Consider the following 19,200-nt stretch of genomic DNA (forward strand, 5'->3'; position numbering starts at 1 on the left):
TCATAAAAGTCTGTCAGTCCCTGGTTAGGGACTGACAGACTTTTTAATTTTTAGATGTTTCTTGGACAAGGTGTAATTCCTGGTTTTTCAGTATTACTTCAGACACATCTGCCCACTTTTTTAATTGTTTGAGTTCTTCTTTATGTGTGATTAAGGTAATGACAATTCCTGATTTACCCATACGTCCAGTTCTACCTGAACGGTGAATATAACTTTCCTTGCTACTAGGCAAATCGTAATTAATCACATATGCTAAATCTTCAATGTCAAGTCCTCTTGCTAAGAGGTCAGTCCCAAGAAGTAAAGAAATGTCATTGTTCTTAAATTTTTCTAGGATCACTTTACGAAATCTAGTATTAACATCACTTGCCAGTGAGATTGCTTTAATTTGATTAAATTGTAATTTTTCTTCACTTGCTCCTAGATCTGAAAGTTTATTAAAAAAAACTAGACCTCGAAAATTGGGAATATTAGCTAATTTTCTAAGTATCTCAAGCCGTTGTCTTTTATCAAGAAATAAATAATAGTGTGTGATAGTGTCTAAACTATTTAGTGATAAATCAATAACTTCCGTATCTTTTTTAAGCATCTCTTTGTCTACACAGTTTGTAGCACTGACATAAATCATTTGATGTTTTTTAGGAACGTGGTGAGTGATGCGATTGACAAAATGATATTGAGAATCGCTTAAAAGTTCATCAAATTCATCAAAAACAACAGTATTGATTGACATCATTTTTATTTTCTTATGTTTTACCAGCTCAAAAATCCGTCCAGGAGTACCAATTAAAATTTCAGGCCCTTTTTTTAGACGTTCTATCTGTCTTTTTTGACTAGTACCCGAAATAAAAAGTTGTGAAGATAATCCTAAAGGTTCTGCCCAGTTTTTAGTAACTTCAAACAATTGTCCACAAAGCTCAGTGTTTGGAGCAAGAATTAGTAGTTGCTGCCCTTTTTTAGGTTTGATATTTAGTAAAGATGGTAAAAGATAGGCTAGAGTTTTTCCAGTTCCTGTAGGGCTTATAGCTAAAACATTTTTACCATTTTTTATTGGTTCAAAAATAGCTTCTTGAATAGGAGTTAAAGTTTTAAAAGCAAGTTTTGTAAGTTTTTCTTGCCATGCAATTGGAAGTTGATTAATCATGGATTACCTTATTTTCTATAGTTTTACTCTTTTTAATAAGAAAGAAGAGGAGTTTTTATTGTCATTTTCTTTCATTATACCATTTTTTAGTGTAAAATAGATAAAAAGACTGAGTTAGGAGTGTACAACTGATGCGTAAAAAACCAATTATTATTGGCGTTACTGGTGGATCAGGGAGTGGAAAAACAAGTGTATCTCGAGCAATATTATCTAAATTTGAAGATTCTGATATTGCAATGATTGAACACGATTCATACTATAAAGATCAAAGCCACTTAACCTTTGAAGAAAGGATTTCTACCAATTACGATCATCCGTTAGCCTTTGACACTGATTTGATGATAGAACATATGAATGAGTTGATATCGGGTCGTCCAGTTGATATTCCAATTTATGATTACACCAAGCACACAAGAAGTGATAAGACTTATCGACAAGAACCTCAAGAAGTCTTTATTGTAGAGGGAATTTTAGTTCTTGAAGATAAAAGACTTCGGGATTTGATGGATATTAAATTATTTGTTGATACCGATGATGATATTAGAATTATTAGACGAATTAAAAGAGACATGATTGAACGTGATCGTAGTTTAAATAGTGTTATTGACCAATACACTTCAGTGGTTAAACCGATGTATCATCAATTTATTGAGCCGACAAAGCGTTATGCTGATATTGTTATTCCTGAAGGTGTGTCAAATCTTGTTGCACTTGATTTGATTAGCACCAAAATTGCCAGTATACTTGGTAAACAATTACCATAGAATGGTAAAATAAAATATCTTTAACAAATCAAACTGTAAACAAAGAAAGTAGTAACTAAATAATGACTGTTAAAAAAAAATATTATCAAATTATGATAGAACAAGCAAAAGCCCTATTTGAAAATGAAAATAATGCACTAGCCAACCTTTCTAATGCTAGCGCTTTAATCAAACAAACCTTGCCTAACACAGTTTTTTCTGGTTTTTATTTATATGATGGGCAGGAACTTATTTTAGGTCCCTTTCAAGGTGGTGTTTCTTGTGTTCGTATTACTTTAGGTAAGGGTGTTTGTGGCGAATCCGCACAAAAAAGAAAAACTCTTATTGTTGATGATGTGACAAAGCATGAGAACTATATTTCTTGTGATGCTGCTGCTATGAGTGAAATTGTTTTACCTATGGTCAAGAATAACAAATTAATTGGTGTTTTAGACTTGGATTCTTCTTTGATAGCTGACTATGATGATATTGATAGAGAGTATTTGGAAAAATTTATTAACATCTTACTTGAGAAAACAGAATTTAATTTTGACATGTTTGGAGTGGATAAGTAATGTATCAAGCCCTTTATCGTAAATACCGTAGTCAAACATTTTCTGAAATGGTTGGCCAAAAGATAATTTCAAAAACCCTTAAACAAGCTGTAGCAACTAGGAAAATTAGCCATGCCTATCTTTTTTCTGGCCCTCGGGGGACTGGTAAAACAAGTGCTGCAAAAATTTTTGCTAAAGCCATTAATTGTCCTAATCAGTTAGATGGAGAACCATGTAATTATTGTGATATTTGTAAAGATATTACAGCTGGTCAACTAGATGATGTGATTGAAATTGATGCTGCTTCAAATAATGGTGTTGATGATATTCGTAATATTCGTGATAAATCAACTTATGCTCCTAGTAGAGCAACTTATAAGGTTTATATCATTGATGAAGTACATATGTTGTCTACGGGTGCTTTTAATGCTTTATTAAAGACACTAGAAGAACCAACAGAAAACGTTGTGTTCATTCTTGCAACAACTGAATTACATAAAATTCCTGCAACAATTTTATCACGTGTACAACGTTTTGAATTTAGAGCCATTAGTTTAGTTGCTATTAAAGAGCATTTAGCTTTTATTTTAAAAAAAGAACAAATGACTTTTGATGATGAGGCTTTAACCATTATTGCCAATCGTGCTGAAGGTGGCATGCGCGATGCCTTATCTATTCTTGATCAAGCAAGAAGCCTTAGTAGTGATAATCACATTTCTATTGGTGTTGTTGAGGATATTACGGGAAGTATTGCTTTATCTGCGTTAGATACTTATGTGCATCATGTAATTAATCATCAAACTATAGAAGCACTTGACAATTTAAATACTATTTTTTCTAGTGGTAAAAACATGAGTCGTTTTGCTATTGATTTACTTAATTATTTGAGAGAACTTTTGATTGTTAAAAGTGGAGGTTCAAGCACCTATAACAGTTCATATTTTTTGAATAATCAACAATTATCACAGACCTATATTCTTAACTTAATTAATATTGTGACAGCAAGTTTGACCGAAATTAAAACTGGTGACCATCCTAAAATTTATGCTGAAACTATGACAGTGAAGTTGTCAGAATTTAAAGAAGTGGCTAATAGTATAAATGAAGAATTTATACAGGAATTCCAAACTTTAAAAGAAGAGGTTAACTCTTTGAAAGCTCTTTTGTCTTCTTTGTCACAAATTCCATCAAATCAAGTGATGTCCAAAACAATTAAGGCGACAAAAACCGTTTCTTTAAAAATTGATAAAAGTAAAATTTTGACAATTATGGAGGAAACTGTTCAAGATAGTCAAAAATCAAGAGAATATTTAGAGGCTTTAAAATCAGCATGGAATGAAATTTTAGATAGTATTTCATCACAAGATCGAGCTTTGCTCCTTGGATCTGAACCCGTTCTTGCCAATAGTGAAAATGCCATTTTGGCATTTGAGGCAGCCTTTAATGCTGAACAAGCAATGAGACGTTCTGACTTGAATACAATTTTTGGTAATATTATGAGCAAAATAGCAGGTTTTTCACCAAATATTTTAGCTATTTCAAAACATGATTTTGAAGTGATTCGAACAGAATTTACAAGTAAATTGAAAAATAATCCCCCAAATGAACAAGAAACAGAAAAAAAAATTAATCAACCAATGATTCCTGATAATTTCTTTTTTTTAGCTGATAAGATAGAAACGGTTGATGATTTACCAAAAGTTAAATAAAAAAACTGCCTTAGGCAGTTTTTTTACTTTGCATTAAAATTGATAATAATTGTTGCCATTGAATAATTGAGGTTTTGGATAGGATTTCTAATATCAAAATCAAGGAGTTTTTGAATTTTATTGATACGATACCTTACTGTTTTAGGATGAAGAAACATTTGTTGGGCAGTTAATTGATAGTTTTCTTTACAAAGAATAAAATTAAGGAAAGTGTCAAATAGTTCAGGTTTTTTTTCTTTTAATTTTGTTAAGTTATTAGCTAAATCAGTGTTGAAAAAATCATTTTTTGCATCCAAAAAATGTCTAAATACTCCTAAGTCAGTAATGGTCATAAGGTTGAAGACGTGATATTCTTTATTAAAATAAATCATATCTAAACATTCATTAAAAAGAATATGGATATTATCTTTGTCGCTGAAACTACTTATAACAACATTAAATAGAGATAGAGTCGGTATTTTTTTTGAAAGTTTTTCAATTGTCAATTTATCACTCTTTTTTGGAATATTAAAAAGAACAATTATATATTTTCTATTTTCATAGTAGAGATTATTTGGAAAAATATCTTGTAATTTTTTTCTTAATAATCTTAGAGTTTCATTATCATGTGGAATGTGTTTGCCAATACCCACTGCTTGATAATAGGGATGAGCAAGTAAATTGGTTTCTTCAAGTAAATCATTTTTTTCTTTATCATTTGGTGACGTACCAAAAAAAATGGAAGCAGCAATGTTATTATAGATATTAAAATATTCGTGCTTAATGGATAAATCAATTTGGAGTTTATGTTGAATTGCTTCCATTGCATTTTCAACAATCATAATGTGACAATGTTCAAATTGAGGCTCTGGTTGAAAGATGTCAATGGCAAAAGGAATTAATGACTGAGAGGTATATTGAACAGTAATTTTATAAATTAATTGATCTATTGAGTGATGTTTTAGAGTAGTAATATGATAGGTATTATCGGTGTATTCAGTTGATAAAGTTTCTGTTTGGATACAGTCCCAATCACTAAAAAAAGTGTGTTGATTGTTAATGACAATATTTTCTCTAGGAATAGTCAACTGACAACTTTTTGAAATCATGCTTTCTAAACGCTCAATAATTTCTTTATAGGTTGCAGAGGAATTTTTTAAAGCTGAAAAAACTTTATTTGCATCATAATAGGTTCTTAGTAAGGTTGTTTGTTTATTTAATAAGGGCTCATAAATGGCGGTTAAAACTTTTTCATAGTTAACATCACCTTTTATTTCAATTAAAGGAATTTGATAATGATAGCAAAGATTAATCATATTTTCAGGTGTTGATTCAATTAAGCGATTTAATTTTAAAATAATGCCACTAATACCTATTTCATGAATAGTGGCAAAAAATTTTTCAAGCATTTTTTGATCTAGATCTTTTAACGCAAAAAAAGAAGTTAAGATAAGTTGATTTTTTCTTCCCCATTTTTCAATATCAATGGCTTCAAGTATCATTGCTGATTCAATTTCATTATCTAAACCGATGTAACTTGTTTTGACAACACAGTCTTTAAAGGGATCTAATTGAAGTAATTCTTTTATTTTCATAACTAACTCCGATTATATATTTTTATCCATATTGGATAAAAATTATATCAAAAAATTAGAATAATGGCAAATGAAAGCGTTAACATAACCTTGTATAATAGTTATGAAAGATTAATAATAACTTAAGGAGGTCAAAAAATGTTATTTACGAAAATTTTGAAAAATAACTATCAAGATTCCATTAACCTAATGTTATTGACAGATAAAATTAATGGGCTTGATGATGTGGTTATGAGTCAAGTAATGATGGGAACAAATGCTAATAAAGACATTCTAGCTAATACGGGTTTATTAACAGATGAGGCTAAAGAAGCTTCTGCTAATGACTTGATGATTGTGGTTAATAGTGGGCGTTCAGATATTCTTGAGATTGTACTTGAGGAGGTAACTACTTTTTTAGATGATTTATCTGTCAAATCAAAAGACAGTAAAACAACAATTTCAACTAGTTGGAATGAAGCAGTAGAACATTTACCTAATGCTAACTTGGCTGTTTTTAGTATTCCAGGAGAATACGGTGCACAAGAAATTGAAACAGCCTTACGTCATAATCTTCATGTTTTTTCGTTTACCGATAATATAGCTATCGAAGATGAAGTGAGATTAAAAAAAATGGCACATGATAAAGGGCTATTGATGATGGGCCCTGATTGTGGAACTGGTATTATTTCAAGTATTCCAATAGCTTTTACTAACGTTGTTAAACCAGGAAATATTGGCATTGTTGGTGCTTCAGGAACTGGTATTCAAGAAGTAACTACTATAATTGATCGTTTAGGAGGTGGTGTTGTCCATGCCATAGGAACTGGTGGCAGAGATTTAAGTTCAGAAGTTGGTGCAATCACTGTTAAGGATGCTATTATTGCATTAGAGAATCATAAAGAAACGGATGTTTTGTGTATTATTTCTAAACCTCCTGCTAAAGAAGTTCGTGATGATGTTGTTAGTTTATTGCAAAGTGTGAAAAAACCAGTCGTTGCAATCTTCCTAGGTGAAAATCCAAAGAACCATATTGGTAAAGTTTACTTAGCACATACTTTAGAAGAAACAGCAAAAATTGCTGTTGATTTGGCCAAGGGAAAGACGATAAAACAAAATTATCTAGAAGATTTAAAACATCATGATTTAGCTAGTTTATCAGAAGACAAAGTGGTTAAAGGATTATATTCAGGTGGAACATTGGCATCAGAAGCAGCAATGATGATTAAAGAAACACTTGATTTAACTAGTGCGGCTAAAAGTGAAGGCTATGTTTTAAGAGCTGAAGGCTACGAGATAATTGACCTAGGTGATGACGTTTATACCCAAGGTAAACCACACCCAATGATTGACCCAGAAACACGTATTCAAAAAATTCATGAATTTGCTCAAGATAAAAATACTGGAGTAATTCTTTTAGACTTTGTTTTAGGTTATGGTGCTCATGATGATATGGCTTCAGCCTTATTACCAGCTATTATTGAGGAATTAGAAAAAGCTAAAGCAGATCATCGTAAACTACATTTTGTTGCAACTGTTGTTGGTACACATCAAGACCCTCAGGGTTATGAGGACACTGTAAAACGCTTGGATGAAGCTGGTGTTCTAATTGAAGATACTAATGCAAAAGCAGTTCGATTAGCATTACAACTAAAAGGCTATGATTTCAAAGAAGTTGTTAAAGATTCAAAACCTTATACAGGTGATTATTTAGAATTACCACAACCTAGTGAAGCTGTAATGGAACTTATTACAACAAAACCACGAGTAATTAATATTGGTCTTCAAAGTTTTAATAAATCAGTTGAAGATTATGGAGGAATATCAGAACAGTTCAACTGGCGTCCAAGAGCTAGTGGCAATAAAAAAATGATTAAAATTTTATCTGCTCTTGAAGAAATAGCAGATGAAATTGATGAAGAAAACAACAAAGTGATTACTAAAATGAAGGAAGCACAACCATTCTTGATTGATGTTCAACCAGCAAAGAGTGTTATATCTGAATTAAATGATAAAAACCATAAAACACTTTTACATGCTGGACCACCAATTACTTGGGATGTAATGACAGGCCCAATGAAAGGGTCATGTATTGGAGCAGCATTATTTGAGAAATGGGCTAGTTCAGAAGAAGAGGCCGTTAAATTGTTGAGTTCAGGAGCTGTTCGCTTTATACCATGTCATCATGTGAAAGCTGTTGGACCAATGGGTGGTATTACCTCAGCTAATATGCCTGTTTTGATTGTTGAAAACAAGATTGATGGGGTCCGTGGGTACTGTACTTTAAATGAAGGAATTGGAAAAGTTCTTAGATTTGGTGCCTATTCACAAGAAGTTATAGATCGTCTTAACTGGATGCGTAATGTACTTGGACCAGTTATCTCTAAAGCTTTAAATGTTTCTAAAGAAGGCATCAATTTAAATGTTTTGATTGCGCGTGCCATTACAATGGGTGATGAATTCCATCAACGTAATATTGCTGCTTCATTAAACTTTTTAAAAGAAATATCACCTTTAATTACGTCATTAAAAGATGTCGATCAAAAAACAAAATATGATGTTATTAAATTTTTATCAGATACAGATCAATTCTTCTTAAATATTATGATGGCCATTGGTAAAGTAATCGTTGATAGTGCACGTACTGGTAGCAAGGGGACAATTGTCACCACTATGACTAGAAACGGAGTTGACTTTGGTATTAGAATTGCTGAAACAGATGATGAATGGTATACAGCACCAGTTAATACCCCAATTGGTTTATATTTTACAGGGTTCAAAGAAGAAGATGGTAATCCAGATATTGGTGATAGCGCTATTACTGAAACTGTTGGGGTTGGAGCTATGGCTATGATTTCAGCACCAGGTGTTACACGATTTGTTGGTGCTGGTGGCTTTAAAGATGCACTTAATATTTCTAATGAAATGGAGAAAATAACTCTTACACATAATCCAAATTGGTCAATTCCAACATGGGATTTCCAAGGATCACTTTTAGGCATTGACATTCGTAAAGTTGTCGAAACAGGTATTACACCGTTAATCAATACTGGTATTGCCCATAAGAAAGCAGGAGTAGGACAAGTTGGAGCTGGGACCGTTCGTGCTCCTCTTGGCTGTTTTGAAAAGGCACTGGAAGCTTATGCTAAATCAAGAGGAATAAAAGTTGATTAACATAGAGGTTAGTTGCTATGTCTATCCTTTAGAAAAATTTGGCCCTATAGGTCATATTCACAGTGTCTTCAACTCATCTTTTAATATTTTAATAAATCATCAGTTGGTTCATGTTAGTAGTAATGAGGATTTTATGTCAAGTTTTGGTATTCGGATATCAAAACTTGACTACCAACTGCTAGTTCCTTACCTTCAAGTTGAAAACTTAGTTAAGCTAACTGATAAAACATTGATGATTTATAGTTTTAATGGGATATATCAAACACAATATAAAGAGATTGTTATTGGATTAAGGATAGATAAGATAGACTTTACGAAACAATTTGATAAAAAATTAAATATTTTAAAAAATTATTTAGAACACAATAGTCATTTATCAGTAAAAAACGGGTTAGGAAATGGTGCACAAAAAGCTCTTTCAACACTAACCAATGTTAAAGCAAGTCCTTCAGAACTAGAACAGTCAGTTGAACAATTAATTGGCCGAGGCCAGGGCTTGACTCCTAGTGGTGATGATATTTTAATGACATATCTTTTTATGATGATTATTTGTGATGATAATCAAAGAAAACGAGTATCATCTTTTATAGAAAACTTTTTAGATAAAACAACTTTAATTAGTGCTTCTTACTTAAAGGCGTGTCTCAATCAATCGGTGAGCACACCACTTTATGAGCTATATCTTTGGTTAAGAAACCATCATTATTGTGAAAAAAATAAATTGGAAAGATGCATCTCTAACATACAAAAAATTGGGCATAGTTCTGGAAGTGATATGCTTTTAGGATTATTTCTTGCAATATCATTTGTAATACAGATGCACTCGAGGAATATAAAATGAACAATCATAAAATAGAGAGAGTTAATAATACCTACTGGATAAGGGTAGTTGGATTATTCTTTGTTGGTTGGATATTGATGTATGCTACTCGTACCATTTTTAATCCAATTATGGGAGTTGTTGGGGAAGAGTTTAATCTTACAAATACAGAATTAGGATTAGCTAATAGTATATTCTTCCTAACTTATGCAGTAGCTCAAATTCCATTTGGAGCAATTGGAGATAAATATGGTAGAAAATTAGTTATTACAATTGGTTTCTTAGGGTTAGCCATTTCAACCTTTCTTAGTGGTTTGGCTAGCACCTTTGCGATGTTCTTACTTATTCGTGCTATTGCAGGGATAGCACAAGGTGCTTACTATGGACCTCAATATGCTTTATCTTCTGAATCTATCCCTAAAGATAGAGTGACACTAGGAAATGCTATTATTAATAGTGGTATGGCTTTTGGGACTTCAGGTGGTTATCTACTCTCAAGTGCTCTTGTTTTAGAAGGAGGACAAGATTGGAGTCAACCTTTCTTTATCATGGCTGTTCCAACAGCTATTGTTGGTATTTTATTTTATACAATGCTAAAAGAAAAAGTTGTTCAAGAAAATGGAAATATTGAATCAGAAACTGGCGAGCTAGAAATTGCAAATAAAGGAAATTTTTTCAAACAAATTTTTGGTAATAAAAATCTTGTTTTTGCCTTCATTTTACTATTTGGAAGTATCTATGCTAATTTTGTTATTATCACTTGGTTACCTCAATTCTTGATTAGTGAACGTGGTTTTGAAGGCTCTAGTGTCGGTTTTATTTCTTCACTTGTTCCTTGGGCTTCTATTCCTGGTGCATTATTTTTTGCAAGAATGAAGGATAAAATTGGTAGTACTAAAAAATTAGCATATTTCTTAGTGCCCCTAGCAGCCTTATCAGTATCACTCATTGCTTTTGTTGAAAATCAAGGATTACTTATTGCAGTTTTAATTCTTTATGGATTAACAGGTAAATTAGCACTCGATCCAATTTTAATCTCTTATGTTAACAGCCATGCACCAAAAGGTAGACTATCAACAACTCTTAGTGCTTATAACTTCATTGGAATGTCAGGTTCAATCCTTGCTCCTTATGTTACTGGCTTTATTTCAGATAACGCTGGTTCTATGCAAATTGGATTCTACTTAGCATCAGCAATGTTAATGGTTGCTCTAGTTCTATTTGGAATGATAGCTCAAGATACAAAAAAGATTTAGTTTAATGGTTGATTGATATATTGTTAAAATTTCAAAAAGTGAAAGGATGCTAGCAATGAAAAAAATATCTTTTATTTCCCAAATTGTGCTAGCTGTTATTGTGGGGATTGCATTTGGACTTTTGTTTCCTAATTTGACAGCCTATTTTAGTATTTTTGGAAAAATATTTTTGAAATTAATGCAAATGTCAATTCCTATTCTAATATTTGGACAAATTGTCTATGCTTTAGGAAGTATTGAAAAAAAGGATATTTCTAAGATTGGTGGTCTCACCATTACCATATTTGCAGTATCTACTTTAATTGCTGCTTTTTGGGGAATTCTTTTTGGTTCTCTTTTTAAACCTGGTCAAGGTGTTTCCATATCTTTAGCATCTGAGGAGGCAATAACAGCACAAGAATTAAATTTGTCCGAAACATTTGCTGACTTTTTCCCATCTAATATTTTTGCCTCACTATCTAGTGGATCTATTATCCAAATTATTGTCTTTTCTTTGGTTTTTGGAACAGCCATCAATATGTATGTTCAAAATCATACCAATAATATTGTTTTAAGAATTTTAGAAGAATTGAATGATATTGTAATGGTTGTTATTAGAATTGTTATGGTATTAGCACCAATAGGGATATTTAGTTTGGTAGCGGATACTATTAGTGAGGCAGGTTTATCTGTAATTTTACCACTTTTAAAATATTTATTGGTTTATGCGTTTGCTACCTTGCTATTTTTATGTATTTGGATTGCTGTTGTTAGTTTTTATTGTAAGAAGTCTATTTCTTTTCTCGTTAAAGGCATTAAAGAAATGTCTGTTGTTGCCCTTACAACGGGTTCATCTGCAATTACTTTGTCAACTGCTATTGAAGGTGCAAAAAAATATTTAAAAATAGATGATTATGTCACTAATTTGGTTTTACCGTTGGGAGTTTCATTAAATAGTAATGGAGCGGCTATGCACATGGCAATTACAGTTGTTACTGTTGCCCAAATGTACTCATTTAACCTTGGAATTGATAAATTAATCTATTTGGGTGTCTTAGCTTCTCTAGTTTCTTTGGCTAATTCTGTTGCCCCAGGTTCTAGTATCGTATCTTTAGCAATTATTTTTCCACAAATGGGAATTCCAATAGAAGCTGTGGCATTGTTTGCAGGTGTTGATTACTTTGTTGGAATGATAAGAACGATTTTAAATGTTGATTCTGATGTTTTTACTGCTATGTTAGTAGCAAAAACCGTTGGTGAATTAAAAAAATGAGTCAACTGTCAACAATTCTATTTTCTCATGGGAGGATTCTAAAGTGGATGAACAATTAATTAAAATAAAAGATTCTGAATTACATCAATTAATTTTTGATAAGTTACTAAGAGCTGGTCTTCCAAAAGAACAAGCAATAGAGGTTGCTAATCATCTAGTTTTTGCTGATATGTCAGGGATTCACTCTCACGGTGCTGTTCGTGTTGATTACTATGCTGAACGAATAGATAAAGGTGGTGTGACGCGTCATCCTAACTTAAAATTTGAAAAAACTGGAGCTAGCACAGCTATTTATCATGGTGACAATGCTCAAGGTCATTACGTTGCTAATTTAGCGTTGGGACCTATTATTGAAATGGCAAAAGAAACAGGAGTTGCCATTGTTGGTTTATCTAAAGTAAGTCATACAGGAACCATGTCTTATTATCTAGAAAAATTAGCAAATGAAGATTTAGTAGCTATTTCTATTTGTCAATCTGACCCAATGGTAGTACCTTATGGAGGTTCTGAGGTTTACTATGGTACCAATCCTATTGGTTTTGGCGCACCACGAAAAAATGGCCGACCTGTCGTTTTTGATATGGCAACAACTGTTCAAGCTTGGGGTAAAATTTTAGATGCTAGATCCAAAGGCAAAGCTATTCCTGAAACTTGGGCAGTAGATTGTCATGGTATACCAACTACTGATCCAATGGCTGTTTCTGGTCTACTTCCTTTATCAGGACCTAAGGGATATGGTTTGATGATGATGGTTGATATGCTTAGTGGTGTTATGCTTGGCTTACCTTTTGGGAAACATGTCTCATCCATGTATGCAGATATGACAAAAGGAAGAGACTTAGGGCATCTCTTTATTGTTATTGACCCTTCTCGATTTATTAATCTTGAAGTTTTTAAAAATTATGTGGAACAAAGTATTAATGAATTGCATGAAGTGAAACCAGCCAAAGGCTTTGAACAAGTTTACTATCCTGGTGAGCCAAATATTCTAACTTATCAAAAGAATAAAGAAACAGGCATTAATATTCCAAAATGGATTATCGACTACCTTAAATCTGATACACTTCATTTTGATAAATACGGTGACAAAGATCCTTTTGCAAAATAACATTTAGGCATGGAATTTTCATTTTCATTTCAATTAAGCTGGAAAGATCTTAACTCTTTTAACCTTGGGAAATAGTAAACAGATTTTTATAATATTGGAGTAAATTATAATTTCATCATAAAAAAACTGCTTTTCAGCAGTTTTTTTGATAGAATATTTTTATGACACTAAAACAATTTTTTATTCTGGCTGCCATGTGTAGTTTAGAAACGTATTTTTTAACGGATGCCTTTTTTAATCAGTCTTATTGGTTAGTTGGGTTTTGGGCAATTTTTCTGTTTCAAAATCTTCGAAAAGCCTATATTATTAGTAAGTGGACGGTTTTTTTTAATTCATCTTCCAAGAAGAAAGACTAATGTCACCTCCTAAAAGGATTTTTGTTTTTCCATTATCTAGTTGGACGACTAAAGCACCATTATCTGTAATATCTTCAGCAACCCCTTGATAAGTTTTCCCATCTTCTAAAAAGCTAATTTCTTTGTCTAAAATGAAAGATTTATCTTTATAGACTTTAACGAGATCTGCTTCAGGAATTGTAAAAAATAATTTTAAAATTTCTACGATGAGCTGATTTCTTGTAATACTAGGTTCTTTTGAAAAAAGCGATGCTGCTTTATTTTCAAGTTCTTTAGGTATTTCTTTAATATTAAAATTGATACCAACACCTATAATCACATCAGTTATCATTCCTGTTTCAACTGAACTAATAGCCTCGGTTATAATACCAGCTATTTTTTTGTGTCCCAAATAGATATCATTAACCCATTTTATTTGTGTTTCAATACCGGTTAATCGAGAGATAGCTTTAACAATAGCACTTGCAATCATCATTGTATAAGCAGGTTGTTTATCTGTAGCAACATGAGGTTGAATATGTAAAGACATATAAATACCACCAGAAGACGCATAAAAAGATCTTCCAAATCTGCCTTTAGCTTCTTTTTGATTACTAGCAAGATACAGTCTTGGTGCTTTTTGACCTTCTTGAATGCCAATTTTGGCATCTAATTGCGTTGATTGACTGTTATGGTTAAGTGTAACAGCAATACCAGTTTGTTTTTCAATTATTTCTGGAATTAATAAATCACCGGATAGTAATCGATAACCTCGATTTTTTTGAGATTGAATCTTAATGTCATGATAATCTAATTTTTGAATAGCTTTCCAAATAGCAGTTCTAGAGAGTTTACAAAGAAAACCCAACTCTTCTCCAGTGATAAAGTCTTTTGATTTATAGAGATGGCAAAAAATTTTTTCATGTGTTTTCATGCTTCTAGTATAATACAAATAATTTGAAAAATCATTCTAATGATGTTATAACTTGTGAAAAATTTAAGTTTATGATATACTTAACTGGTTAATAAAAGGAGGAGAAAATGAAAAAAAATCTTACTATAATAAAAATTATTGGTCTCATTCTTGCTGGTTACTTTATGTTAGTGGCTTGTCAAGCTTCCATAAGTGATAATCAAAAAGATGATGTGGCAACTACGCAAGTGACTGCTGATCATGACGATAAAGATGATCATGCTAATCATGATGACCTTATCATTGTTTCAGAAATTATGTCAGATGGCTATGCGTATGTTCATGGTGATCACGATCATTTTCAAGAAGGAAAAGTACCAAATAATGCTAAATTCTTGGATACTACTTTACCAGAAGGTAGTTATAAATTGAATGATAGCGATGTTTTATATGAAGTTGCTGAGGGTCATATAATCAAAGTCAACGAAAAATTCTACTATTATCCAAAAAATAGAGAAAATACAGATACCATTCTCACTAAAGCAGAAGCTATTGCTTTAACTGAGGGTGATGACCACGATGAAGATCATGAAAAACATGATGACCACGATGAAGATCATGATGACCACGAAGATGATCATGACAATGATAATAAATAAAGTTACCTCTACAACGTCCTATTTTTGGGACGTTTTTAGTTTTTTAATCAAATACACTAAAGTTGAATTTGATTAAAAACTTAATAAAAAAATTATTATAAAATGAATTATTTCTAAAAAAATGTTACAATAGATAAGTTAATAAGTCCCGAAAAGATAGCTTTGCTAGTACTTTGTAACTTTTTAACACTAAAAATTAAAAGGGGGACATAAAATTATGTCAGAACGTAAATTATTCACTTCTGAATCAGTATCAGAAGGTCATCCAGATAAGATAGCTGATCAGATTTCAGATGCCATTTTAGATGCTATTTTAGAACAAGATCCTGATGCACATGTGGCAGCAGAAACTGTTGTTTACACTGGTTCAGTTCATGTCTTTGGAGAAATTACAACATCTGCTTATGTTGATATCAATCGTGTGGTTAGAGATACCATAGCAGAAATTGGCTATACTAACACAGACTATGGTTTTTCAGCAGAAACAGTAGGAGTTCATCCTTCACTTGTTGAGCAATCAATAGATATTGCACAAGGAGTTAATAAAGCATTAGAGAATCGTTCGGGTGATGAAGATGCTCTTAGCCTTATTGGTGCTGGAGATCAAGGTTTAATGTTTGGATTTGCTGTCAATGAGACACCTGAATTGATGCCCCTTCCAATATCACTGGCTCATCAGTTAGTTAGAAAATTGGCAGATCTAAGAAAAAAAGAAATACTTTCTTATCTTCGTCCTGATGCTAAAAGTCAAGTAACGGTTGAATATGATGAAAATGATAAACCTATTCGTGTTGACACAGTCGTTATTTCGACACAACATGATCCCCATATTAGTCAGGAACAAATTAAGAAGGACATGATTGATAAGGTTATTAAATCTATTATTCCTCTGGAATACCTAGATGAAAAAACTAAATTTTTTATCAATCCCACTGGTCGTTTTGTGATTGGAGGACCGCAAGGTGATTCAGGATTAACAGGTCGAAAAATTATTGTTGATACCTATGGTGGTTATTCTCGTCATGGTGGTGGTGCTTTTTCTGGTAAGGATGCTACAAAAGTTGATCGATCGGCAAGTTATGCTGCTAGGTATATTGCTAAAAATATTGTGGCAGCTGGTTTTGCTAATAAAGTCGAAGTGCAATTAGCTTATGCTATTGGTGTTGCTCATCCTGTATCCATTCGAATTGATACTTTTGGCACTAGTCAAGTTTCTGAACAAAAATTGGAAAAAGCCGTCCGTCAAATTTTTGATCTGCGTCCAGCAGGCATTATAAAAATGCTGGATCTAAAACGTCCTATTTACAGACAAACAGCTGTTTATGGTCATATGGGACGAACTGATCTTGATTTACCATGGGAAAGATTAGATAAAATTGAAGCCTTACAAGCTATTTTAACTGATAAATAAGAGAGGAATAACCTCTCTTTTTTGTTGTATTCTATAAAATTTGTCAAAGTGACCTATAATATGGTAAAATGAAAAGGTTGAAGTCAAGTATAGGAAAGATGATTAAATGAAAAAAATTATAATTAATGGTGGAAAAACTCTAAAAGGTGAAGTGACAGTTTCTGGTGCAAAAAATAGTATTGTTGCTTTAATTCCTGCTGCCATTTTATCAGATGATATTGTAAGATTAGATGGCGTTCCAGATATTAGTGATGTAGATAGCCTTATTGACATTCTTATTGCAATGGGTGCATCGGTTAAAAGAGAAAATGATTCTTTAGAAATCAACTCAAAGGGTATTCAAAATGAGCCTATGCCATATGGTAAAATAAATAGCTTAAGAGCTTCTTATTATTTTTATGGGAGTCTTTTAGGACGATTTGGTGAAGCTGTTGTGGGTTTACCTGGTGGATGTGACCTTGGTCCAAGACCAATTGATTTACATTTAAAAGCATTTGAAGCTATGGGAGCAAAATTTTCTTTTGAAGGTGAGTATATGAGATTAACAACTCAAGGAAAATCTCTAAAAGGAAGTCATATTTATATGGATACAGTTAGCGTTGGGGCAACAATTAATACAATTTTAGCTGCAACAAAAGCTGAAGGAAAAACTATTATTGAAAATGCTGCTAGAGAACCTGAAATTATTGATGTTGCTACATTTTTAAACAATATGGGGGCACATATTCGAGGGGCAGGAACTGATGTTATCACTATTGAGGGAGTATCACACCTTGGAAGTACACGTCATCAAGTGATTCCAGATCGTATTGAGGCTGGTACTTATATTGCCCTTGCTGCTGCAGTGGGAGATGGAATTAGAGTCAATAATGTCCTATATGAGCACTTAGAAGGTTTTATTTCAAAACTTGAAGAGATGGGTGTGAAAATGACTGTTGAAGAAGATAGTGTTTTTGTTGAAAAACAAGATGATTTGAGGGCAGTCACGATTAAAACTTCACCTTATCCTGGCTTTGCAACTGATTTACAACAACCAATCACACCCTTATTACTTCGTTCAAAAGGAAGAGGTGTTATTATTGATACTATATATGAAAAACGTATTAATCATGTTGCAGAATTAGCAAGAATGAATGCTAACATCTCTGTAGTTGGTGGTAAAATTATTTATAATGGACCATCTTCGCTATTTGGTGCTAAAGTTAAAGCAACTGATTTAAGAGCTGGTGCAGCCTTAATTATTGCTGGTTTATTGGCTGAAGGGGAGACTGAAATCACTAATGTTGAATTTATTCTTCGTGGTTATTCCAATATTGTTGAAAAATTAACTCATCTAGGGGCTAACATTGTTCTTGTTGATTATTAAATTTGATATAAAAAGCTATTTAGGATTTCCTAAATAGCTTTTTTTTTAATTAAGTTGTATACGTTTTTTGCTTTCCATATCAAAGAAATGGCCTTTAGCTACATTAAAAGTAAGGTTGACATTTTCGCCGGGTTGATGGAAATCTCTTGCATCAACGCGTGCAGCAAATTCTGTTTGTCCAAGTTTTACATAGAGCATTGTCTCACTACCTAATAATTCTGAAACTAAAACTTCAGCAGTAACATTAGCATTTGGATAAGTTTCATGTACAATCTGATTACTTGAAATATCTTCAGGACGAATTCCGAAAATAAGTGATTTGCTAAGGTAACCTTTTGCCTCTAGAGCTTTTCTTTGTCCCTCAGTAATTGACACTTGAAGTCCTTCAGAATTAACAATTTCTTCACCTTCAATTCGAACATTAAAGAAGTTCATAGATGGGCTTCCAATAAAGCCTGCAACAAACTGGTTGGCAGGGTAGTTATAGAGTTCTTGAGGAGAACCAATTTGTTCTACTCGACCGATCGTTCCAGTGCCATCAGGATTTTTAGTGGCACTCATGATGACAATACGATCAGCAAGTGTCATTGCTTCAGTTTGGTCATGAGTGACATAAATAGTCGTTGATCCAATACGTCTGTGAATTTTGGCAATTTCAGCACGCATAGAAACACGTAACTTGGCATCTAGGTTTGAAAGAGGTTCATCCATTAAGAATACTTTAGCATCGCGAACAATTGCTCGCCCCATAGCCACACGTTGACGTTGTCCACCTGAGAGATCAGCGGGTTTACGATCAAGAAATTCAGTTAAACCGATAGCTTCAGCAGCTTCACGAACACGTTTATCAATATCATCTTTTTTGTATTTACGAAGTTTAAGTCCAAAAGCCATATTTTCATAAACTGTCATATGGGGATACAAAGCGTAGTTTTGAAAAACCATAGCAATATCTCGATCCTTAGGAGCAGCATCATTCATGAGTTCTTCATCAATATAAAGTTCCCCTTTTGTAATGTCTTCTAAACCAGCAATCATTCGAAGAGTTGTTGATTTTCCACATCCTGAGGGACCAACAAAGACGATAAATTCCTTGTCTTTAATGTCTAGATTGAAGTTTTCGACAGAATAGTGCTTACTATTAGGATATTTTTTATAAATATTATTTAATTTTACTGTTGTCATAACAATTTTTCCTCACAA

General features: G+C 32.7%; 16 protein-coding genes. 12 read left to right on the forward strand and 4 right to left on the reverse strand.

Translation table 11 applies throughout. The annotated features are described in order from the left end of the window. Positions 1-43 precede the first annotated feature (43 nt). The gene (locus A3I1_RS0104115) at positions 44-1,144 is read right to left on the reverse strand and encodes a DEAD/DEAH box helicase (protein WP_018370046.1); all 1,101 of its coding nucleotides are present in this window, start codon (positions 1,142-1,144) and stop codon (positions 44-46) included. A 131-nt stretch (positions 1,145-1,275) separates the two neighbouring features. Between A3I1_RS0104115 and udk the strand changes: the two genes are divergently transcribed. From udk to dnaX, 3 genes are all read left to right on the forward strand, one after another. Then, positions 1,276-1,908: a uridine kinase gene (gene udk / locus A3I1_RS0104120; protein WP_018370047.1), complete on the forward strand. Its 633-nt coding sequence runs from the start codon at positions 1,276-1,278 to the stop codon at positions 1,906-1,908. Positions 1,909-1,970: 62 nt separating this feature from the next. Next, a complete protein-coding gene (locus A3I1_RS0104125) occupies positions 1,971-2,462 on the forward strand; it encodes a GAF domain-containing protein (protein ID WP_018370048.1) in 492 nt (163 codons plus the stop codon). Next, entirely contained in the window at positions 2,462-4,150 is a 1,689-nt protein-coding gene (gene dnaX, locus A3I1_RS0104130; protein ID WP_018370049.1) for a DNA polymerase III subunit gamma/tau, read from the forward strand. Before A3I1_RS0104125 ends, dnaX begins: the two co-directional genes overlap by 1 nt. Positions 4,151-4,173: 23 nt before the next feature. Here the strand turns inward: dnaX and A3I1_RS0104135 are convergent, their stop codons facing one another. Then, positions 4,174-5,724 (reverse strand): PucR family transcriptional regulator, encoded by a 1,551-nt coding sequence (locus tag A3I1_RS0104135; protein ID WP_018370050.1) that lies wholly within the window; start codon positions 5,722-5,724, stop codon positions 4,174-4,176. Positions 5,725-5,862: 138 nt separating this feature from the next. Between A3I1_RS0104135 and A3I1_RS08360 the strand changes: the two genes are divergently transcribed. The 6 genes from A3I1_RS08360 (at position 5,863) to A3I1_RS08675 (ending at position 13,669) form a co-directional block, all read left to right on the forward strand. Then, positions 5,863-8,877, forward strand: coding sequence for a bifunctional FdrA/YlbE family protein (locus tag A3I1_RS08360; RefSeq protein WP_018370051.1), 3,015 nt, complete (start codon positions 5,863-5,865; stop codon positions 8,875-8,877). Positions 8,878-9,010: 133 nt separating this feature from the next. Continuing rightward, the gene (locus A3I1_RS0104150; RefSeq protein ID WP_149031793.1) at positions 9,011-9,718 is read left to right on the forward strand and encodes an oxamate carbamoyltransferase subunit AllH family protein; all 708 of its coding nucleotides are present in this window, start codon (positions 9,011-9,013) and stop codon (positions 9,716-9,718) included. After that, positions 9,715-10,953 carry an MFS transporter gene (locus A3I1_RS0104155; RefSeq protein WP_018370053.1) on the forward strand — a complete coding sequence of 413 codons (1,239 nt, stop codon included), beginning with the start codon at positions 9,715-9,717 and terminating at the stop codon, positions 10,951-10,953. The genes A3I1_RS0104150 and A3I1_RS0104155 overlap by 4 nt, the downstream gene beginning before the upstream one ends. Before the next feature lie 55 nt (positions 10,954-11,008). Next, positions 11,009-12,205: a dicarboxylate/amino acid:cation symporter gene (locus A3I1_RS0104160; RefSeq protein ID WP_018370054.1), complete on the forward strand. Its 1,197-nt coding sequence runs from the start codon at positions 11,009-11,011 to the stop codon at positions 12,203-12,205. A 43-nt stretch (positions 12,206-12,248) separates the two neighbouring features. After that, positions 12,249-13,313: an ureidoglycolate dehydrogenase gene (gene allD, locus A3I1_RS0104165; protein WP_018370055.1), complete on the forward strand. Its 1,065-nt coding sequence runs from the start codon at positions 12,249-12,251 to the stop codon at positions 13,311-13,313. A gap of 194 nt (positions 13,314-13,507) precedes the next feature. After that, positions 13,508-13,669, forward strand: a complete 162-nt coding sequence (locus A3I1_RS08675) for a DUF3272 family protein (protein ID WP_419756767.1) — start codon at positions 13,508-13,510, stop codon at positions 13,667-13,669. Here A3I1_RS08675 and birA read toward each other — a convergent pair. Next, a complete protein-coding gene (birA, locus tag A3I1_RS0104175) occupies positions 13,641-14,582 on the reverse strand; it encodes a bifunctional biotin--[acetyl-CoA-carboxylase] ligase/biotin operon repressor BirA (RefSeq protein ID WP_018370056.1) in 942 nt (313 codons plus the stop codon). The two genes, A3I1_RS08675 and birA, sit on opposite strands and share 29 nt — an antisense overlap. A 107-nt stretch (positions 14,583-14,689) precedes the next feature. Between birA and A3I1_RS0104180 the strand changes: the two genes are divergently transcribed. From A3I1_RS0104180 to A3I1_RS0104190, 3 genes are all read left to right on the forward strand, one after another. After that, positions 14,690-15,220 carry a pneumococcal-type histidine triad protein gene (locus A3I1_RS0104180; RefSeq protein ID WP_018370057.1) on the forward strand — a complete coding sequence of 177 codons (531 nt, stop codon included), beginning with the start codon at positions 14,690-14,692 and terminating at the stop codon, positions 15,218-15,220. A gap of 217 nt (positions 15,221-15,437) precedes the next feature. Next, on the forward strand, positions 15,438-16,631 hold the full coding sequence (metK, locus tag A3I1_RS0104185; RefSeq protein ID WP_018370058.1) for a methionine adenosyltransferase: 1,194 nt from the start codon (positions 15,438-15,440) through the stop codon (positions 16,629-16,631). A gap of 106 nt (positions 16,632-16,737) precedes the next feature. After that, entirely contained in the window at positions 16,738-17,997 is a 1,260-nt protein-coding gene (locus A3I1_RS0104190) for a UDP-N-acetylglucosamine 1-carboxyvinyltransferase (protein ID WP_018370059.1), read from the forward strand. 45 nt (positions 17,998-18,042) lie between these two features. Here A3I1_RS0104190 and A3I1_RS0104195 read toward each other — a convergent pair whose 3' ends face one another. After that, positions 18,043-19,182 carry an ABC transporter ATP-binding protein gene (locus A3I1_RS0104195; RefSeq protein WP_018370060.1) on the reverse strand — a complete coding sequence of 380 codons (1,140 nt, stop codon included), beginning with the start codon at positions 19,180-19,182 and terminating at the stop codon, positions 18,043-18,045. Between the last annotated feature and the right edge of the window lie 18 nt (positions 19,183-19,200).

The sequence above is a fragment of the Streptococcus marimammalium DSM 18627 genome, assembly GCF_000380045.1.
GTDB classification, from domain to species: domain Bacteria; phylum Bacillota; class Bacilli; order Lactobacillales; family Streptococcaceae; genus Streptococcus; species Streptococcus marimammalium.